Raw genomic sequence first — 6,301 nt, 5'->3', positions numbered from 1 at the left:
AATTTGCCTCCGGCTTCCTTCAGATTCCGGGTCACCCCGGACACCCTTGCCCTTGGCTAACGGCTACAACGACCTTCACCGTTCGGGACTCTAACCCTAAAGCTTGCGCCCATGTCGGGCACACATCTATAACGTAACCCTTTTACAAAAGGGTTACGTTAAGAATAAACCAACCTATAATAAACGTTTGAATAATGAACTTTGCAAGAGTTCCTCCGAGGAACCCAATAATAGCTCCTTTTGATGATTGTAGGGCTTCTTGCAAGTCTTCTTTCTGAATGTATTCCGTAATGAAAACAAAAATAAATGGCACAAGAATTACACCAAATGGCGGGAATACAAATGAGCCTATGATTACACCAATTGCAGCCATGCGCTCTCCCCACTTTGTCCCCCCATAGTGCTTAACAGCTTTACTGTTAATGATAATATCTGAGATAAGTAGTACGATGGTTAACACCACCATTGTAATCCAATACCATAAACCTAATTCACTGCCATTTACGGCGAATTGATATACAAGTACACTAATCCAAAGAAATAATGGACTTGGTAAGACGGGATAAACCAGCCCAACATAACTGAAAATAAAGCTTAAAATAATGATAAGCCACCAAACAATATCCATTTCCTCGCTCCTGTCTCTAAAAAATCTTGTTCGACACCACTATGCCAAACTTCAACTCCCTTGTCTAACGTTTTAGTGAACGAGATCAACTTTCACCCATTTCTTCAAACCGTTAATCATCCATACTTCACTAGCACGTTCTAAATCTTCTTTATAAAGTGTACGCACGTGTAAGATCCCTTCCTCAATTAAATATTCACGATACGTACCAGATAATAACCCACTCTCTATAGGTGGTGTTACATAATCACCATCTATAAGCAAAACAACATTTCCAATCAAGAATTCGGTTAGCTCTCTTCTTTTATTCCAAAGAAGAACAGAAAAATATTCAGAGTCCTTGTGCTCGTTGTATACATCTCTATGCGTTGTTTTATGATATAGAAAAGGATCCTCCTTATTAACCGATGTGTCCGCTACCTTACACCTCACAGCACGTAAAAGTTCCTTTTCTCGAACAACCTCACTCGTGATCTCGCCTTCTCTATTTAGTAAAAGCCTTACTTTGTAAAGGCCGTTTGAATAGCACCCCTTTATTTCCTCTAATTTTTTATAAATAGCAGTCTCTGGCCAAGAGTATTGAAAATAGGTGGCACTAGCTTCCATACGCTTCAGATGCTTCTCAACCAGGAAATAATCACCATTTTCTAAACGAATGGTTTCAAGAAGATGAAAAGAGGGGCGCTTCTCGGTTAAGAGTTTGGCTTTCACCCAAAGTTCGTCATATTCCCCTTTCGATGTAGATTCCCACGTTATTCCTCCGCCAGCACCGTATGTAGCGATCCTGGAATTATGGTCAATCCAAACAGTACGTATAGGAACGTTAAAGACCGCATTTCGATCTGGTGTGATCATCCCAATAGCTCCGCAGTATACATCTCGGGGTGATTGTTCTAATGAAGATATATAATCCATCGTCCGGATCTTAGGAGCTCCTGTAATCGAACCACACGGGAACAAAGCACGAAACACCTCAAAAAAAGGTAGTTCTTGGGCTATTTCACCCTGGACAGTAGAAGTCATTTGGTGGACGGTTGGATACGTTTCTATCTCAAATAATCGAGGTACCTTAACGGTTCCTGGTCTAGCAATACGACCAAGGTCATTACGAAGCAAATCAACAATCATTACGTTTTCAGAACGGTCTTTCTCTGAATGGGATAAGTGCTGCCTCAATTCTTCGTCTTCTATAGTTGTTTTCCCTCTCTTCACTGTCCCTTTCATAGGCTTTGTTGTGAGAAGCCCCCCATCTTTGCGAAAGAATAATTCCGGAGAGGCAGACAGGATCGAGTAATCGTCAAAATGTAAATAAGCGCTATAGGACGATCGTTGATTATGAGATAAAACATTAAATAGGGCGTGATCGTTTCCACTAAACTCAGCTTTTAAACGAGCTGTATAGTTCACCTGATACGTGTCCCCTTTTTCGATCGCCTCATGTATCGCGCGAATCCCTCTCTGGTACTCGGTATAATTAGATTGGAGTTTCCAGTTAGAAACTTCATAATCGTTTGTAGTTGACTCCAGGGGGACTGCGCTAGTGTCTCGAAAAACCCCCATCTTCAGTAAAGGCATATCAGGATTCAATGCAACCTTAAAACGGTCATCAAAAGCTGGTGCTGCTTCATAGGATACATAGCCAGCCACATACATCCCTTCCTCAATTGCCTCTTCTATCCTTTTAAAAGCAGGCTCAATGTCTTGCACTTCATTTGCTTCAATAACGTATTCGGGATTCGTAAATACATATGGCTCAACAACACCTTGCTGATCTGCAAAATTAAATTGAAATCTAATCATGAAGAAGCAACCTCCTTTACCGCAAAAAAGTTCTGTAACATATCATACCCCAGACTTGTTAGAATCGCTTCAGGATGGAATTGAATACCTTCGATTGGGTATTTTTTGTGACGAACCCCCATAATAGCACCGTCTTCTGAACGAGAAGTTACTACAAGTTCACTCGGCAGACTTTTGCTTTGAGCAACTAATGAGTGATACCTCGTCACAGCAGTTGGTGACGGAAGAGCTTTATATACCCCCTGTCTATCATGATGGATGCTTGTTACTTTTCCATGCATAGGTCTATTCCCCTTTACAACGACTCCACCAAAAGCTTCCACAATAATTTGGTGACCAAGACAAATGCCAAGTATGGGAATCTTGTTGAAGAAATGCCGAACTATGGACAAACAAATTCCCGCTTCTATTGGGGAACCAGGACCCGGAGACAGTACAATGGCCTCTGGTGTTAGTTCCTCAATCTCTTCAATAGTGATTTGGTCATTTCGGAAGACCTCTACCTCATAACCTCCCATTTGGATATATTGAAATAAGTTATACGTAAATGAATCATAGTTATCGATCATGACGATCATTCTTACCACCGCTTTTATGTAATAGTATTAACCTTCTTATTATAGCTTGATTTGGGTCCCCTACACAAAAGGAGAAATTTTGTAAAGACAACGTTTTAGGGTACTCTTAAAAAGACTATTGAGCATCGTTACCTTAATATAAATATGATATGGTTAACCTCATAAGATCGGAGGTAAAATATGACGATTCTTTTATTCATAACCATTATGTTTTGGGTCTTCGCTCTATGGGATGGATGGCGGGGCTTACGCTCTATTCAAGATCTGAGGAACATCAAAAGACAAAGTTCAGTGCAATTGGTTTCTGTAATAGTAGCTGCCAAAGACGAAGAACGTGCAATTGACAATACGCTTCAATCACTAGTAGCACAAACACATAAGCATCTTGAGATCATTGCTGTAAACGACCGTTCAGAAGACAACACGGGGGCTATTATGAAGAAATGGGCGAATGAGTCACCGTTACGAGTAAAAACGATTACCATAGAAACTTTGCCTACAGGTTGGTTAGGTAAGAATCACGCACTTTATAAAGGATACCAAAAAGCGAAAGGTGATGTTTTCGTTTTTACAGACGGAGATATACAATTCTCAGAAAGCGCAATCGAACGAGCGCTGTCGTTATTTGAGAAGGAAAAAGTTGATCACCTAACTGTTGCTCCTAATTTAGTCACAAAGAGTAAACGACTTAAAGCTTTCATAGCTTATTTCATGTTTGGGTTTGGCTTTTTTAAGAGACCCTGGACAGCTAATAAGGACAACTCCAAAAAAGGGGGGATGGGGATTGGAGCGTTCAATATGTTAAACCGTTCAACATATGAAGCTATCGGGACTCATGAAATGATTGCTACAAGGCCTGATGATGACCTATATCTTGGACAGAAGGTTAAGTCTAAGGGGTATAAGCAGCGTCTTGCTACAGGAATGGAAGATTTATCAGTTGAATGGTATCCCTCTTTAAAGGATGCCATTCAAGGGTTAGAAAAAAATACATTTGCTGGTTTGAACTATTCGGTTTTATTAAGCCTTGTTGCCGTTATAGGGACCTTTATTTCGCAAGTGTTGCCTTTCATAACATTGATGGTTACAACAAACACTAATAGAGGATTGAGTCTTATTGCTATAACACTTATGTGTACTCTAATGGCCATAACAACTAAGAAATTGACGCAATTTAAGATTTCTTACGCGCTCACTCTCCCCTACTCTGCTCTATTGTTTGTCTATACCATTGCACGAGCCGTGGCACTCACCATAAAAAAAGGCGGAATAGAGTGGCGCGGAACATTCTATTCCTTAAAAGAATTGAAGCATGCTCATAAAAAAGACTCAAACCCCAAGCATTAAACATGTAAAGAAGTCTCGATTATGAAATAATATATTCGTACTTACATAAAGGTAAAGGAGGCACACTTTCTTATGGAATCTAGTTTATTCTCCCCTATTACATTTGGAAAAGTAACATTAAAAAACCGGATCGCTATGTCCCCAATGTGTATGTACTCTTCACACACAGAAGACGGCAAAGTAGCTCCGTTTCATTTAGCCCATTATGAAAGCCGCGCTGCAGGCCAGGCAGGCCTTATTATGATTGAAGCAACCTCAGTATTACCTGAGGGACGAATTTCTCCACAAGACCTCGGTATATGGAGCGACGAACATATTGAAGGATTACAAGAAATTAATGAAGGAATACATCGTCATGGAGCAAGGTCAGCCATTCAATTAGGACACGCCGGTCGTAAGGCCATATTAGATCAAGATATATTTGCACCAAGTCCTATACCTTTCAAAGAAGACATGAAGACACCAACTGAAATGACCAATCAGGATATAAAACGAACAATAGAGGCCTTCAAGGAAGCTGCCCGACGTTCCAAAGAAGCACACTTTGATATTATTGAGTTACACGGGGCTCACGGTTATTTAATTAGTCAGTTCTTGTCTCCCTTAACAAATAAACGTTCTGACGAATATGGTGGAGACCGTAGTGGACGATTCCGTTTCTTAGAAGAAGTGATTGAAGAAGTCAAAACAGCATGGGATGGTCCGATTTTTGTACGCATTTCAGCTAATGAACACGATGAGAATGGCAATCAAATGGAGGATTTCCTTTACTATGCAGAGCGTATGAAAGCACTAGGAATCCATTTAATTGATTGTAGTTCTGGCGGAGTTGTACCCGTTCGTCCAGAAGTGTATCCCGGGTATCAGCTCCAGTACGCAGAGCAAATTCGTAACCAAGCATCAATTGCAACTGGTGCAGTTGGTATGATCACTTCCGGTCTTCAGGCTGAAGAAGTGATTCGTAACAAAAGAGCAGATTTAGTCTTCGTTGCACGTGCCATGCTACGAAATCCTTATTGGCCTAAAGCTGCCGCCGATGAACTCGGAGTGGAACTTGAAGGTCCAGTTCAGTACAAACGAGGCTGGATGTAACCAAAACGGTCCACTTCTATTTCAACAAAAAAAGGAGTATGAAACGTAAACGTTTCATACTCCTTTTCATTTAGCTTTATCATTAGTTGGTCTGTTATAGATGGGCATTCACTCACTTATTAAGTTTAAAAATTGACGGGTTCTTTCTTGTTTAGGATGTGTGAAAATCTCTTCTGGATGACCGCGTTCGACAACCTGCCCTTTGTCCATGAAAAGTACTTCATCAGCTACTTCCTTTGCGAAGCTCATCTCATGAGTGACCACCACCATCGTCATGCCTTCATTGGCAAGCTCTTTCATAACACGTAATACTTCGCCTACAAGTTCTGGATCCAAAGCAGAGGTAGGTTCATCAAACAACATAACTTCAGGATCAATAGCTAGGGCACGAGCAATCCCTACCCTTTGTTGTTGTCCACCCGAAAGTTGATGTGGATAAAAATCAACTTTGTCTCCAAGTCCAACTTTTTGCAATAGCTGAATGCCTTTCTCTTTTGCTTTTTCCTTATTGACCTTTTGAACAGTAACAGGTCCTTCAATTACATTTTCAAGAGCAGTCATATGAGGAAAGAGGTTGTATGTTTGAAACACCATCCCAGTCTGCTTGCGCAATGTTTGGATATCCTTTTTAGCTACTTTTCCGCCGAAGTTTAAGTGAGCTTTTTGGATAGAAATATTTCCTTTTGTTGGTGTCTCAAGGACATTTAAACAACGTAGCAACGTTGTTTTTCCAGAACCAGATGGTCCAATTACAACAACCACTTTCCCTTTATCAACGTTTAGGTCAATCCCATCTAAGACCACTAGGTTGCCAAATTGTTTGTGCAAATTCTGAATGGATAGCATACACAAGCTC

General features: G+C 40.6%; 6 protein-coding genes. 2 read left to right on the top strand and 4 right to left on the bottom strand.

Annotated features, from left to right (window positions below; all coding sequences use genetic code 11):
• Positions 1 to 142: 142 nt before the first annotated feature.
• The 3 genes from IEW76_RS15920 to IEW76_RS15910 all read right to left on the bottom strand — a co-directional run bounded on the left by IEW76_RS15920 (position 143) and on the right by IEW76_RS15910 (position 3,006).
• Entirely contained in the window at positions 143 to 628 is a 486-nt protein-coding gene (locus tag IEW76_RS15920) for a DUF456 domain-containing protein (protein WP_188655423.1), read from the bottom strand.
• A gap of 72 nt (positions 629 to 700) precedes the next feature.
• Positions 701 to 2,428 (bottom strand): aminodeoxychorismate synthase component I, encoded by a 1,728-nt coding sequence (gene pabB / locus IEW76_RS15915; RefSeq protein WP_188655422.1) that lies wholly within the window; start codon positions 2,426 to 2,428, stop codon positions 701 to 703.
• On the bottom strand, positions 2,425 to 3,006 hold the full coding sequence (locus IEW76_RS15910) for an anthranilate synthase component II (protein WP_188655421.1): 582 nt from the start codon (positions 3,004 to 3,006) through the stop codon (positions 2,425 to 2,427). The genes pabB and IEW76_RS15910 overlap by 4 nt, the downstream gene beginning before the upstream one ends.
• Positions 3,007 to 3,186: 180 nt before the next feature.
• Between IEW76_RS15910 and IEW76_RS15905 the strand changes: the two genes are divergently transcribed.
• Both IEW76_RS15905 and namA read left to right on the top strand, forming a co-directional pair.
• Positions 3,187 to 4,353, top strand: a complete 1,167-nt coding sequence (locus IEW76_RS15905; protein WP_188655420.1) for a glycosyltransferase family 2 protein — start codon at positions 3,187 to 3,189, stop codon at positions 4,351 to 4,353.
• A 72-nt stretch (positions 4,354 to 4,425) separates the two neighbouring features.
• On the top strand, positions 4,426 to 5,445 hold the full coding sequence (gene namA / locus IEW76_RS15900; protein ID WP_188655419.1) for an NADPH dehydrogenase NamA: 1,020 nt from the start codon (positions 4,426 to 4,428) through the stop codon (positions 5,443 to 5,445).
• 108 nt (positions 5,446 to 5,553) lie between these two features.
• On the opposite strand, the gene IEW76_RS15895 is transcribed toward namA, so the two are convergent.
• Positions 5,554 to 6,291, bottom strand: coding sequence for an amino acid ABC transporter ATP-binding protein (locus IEW76_RS15895; RefSeq protein ID WP_188655418.1), 738 nt, complete (start codon positions 6,289 to 6,291; stop codon positions 5,554 to 5,556).
• Positions 6,292 to 6,301 lie beyond the last annotated feature (10 nt).

Source organism: Pontibacillus salipaludis (assembly GCF_014642405.1).
In the GTDB taxonomy this organism is placed as follows: Bacteria; Bacillota; Bacilli; order Bacillales; family BH030062; genus Pontibacillus; species Pontibacillus salipaludis.
The sequence above is the reverse complement of the archived record's forward strand: the minus strand, read 5'-3'. Positions and strand labels throughout refer to the sequence as shown.

What these genes read in the sequence shown, in the direction of transcription:
- IEW76_RS15920 (WP_188655423.1), bottom strand. Translation starts at nt 628, where the DNA reads ATGGATATTGTTTGGTGGCTTATCATTATTTTAAGCTTTATTTTCAGT.
- pabB (WP_188655422.1), bottom strand. Translation starts at nt 2,428, where the DNA reads ATGATTAGATTTCAATTTAATTTTGCAGATCAGCAAGGTGTTGTTGAG.
- IEW76_RS15910 (WP_188655421.1), bottom strand. Translation starts at nt 3,006, where the DNA reads ATGATCGTCATGATCGATAACTATGATTCATTTACGTATAACTTATTT.
- IEW76_RS15905 (WP_188655420.1), top strand. Translation starts at nt 3,187, where the DNA reads ATGACGATTCTTTTATTCATAACCATTATGTTTTGGGTCTTCGCTCTA.
- namA (WP_188655419.1), top strand. Translation starts at nt 4,426, where the DNA reads ATGGAATCTAGTTTATTCTCCCCTATTACATTTGGAAAAGTAACATTA.
- IEW76_RS15895 (WP_188655418.1), bottom strand. Translation starts at nt 6,291, where the DNA reads ATGCTATCCATTCAGAATTTGCACAAACAATTTGGCAACCTAGTGGTC.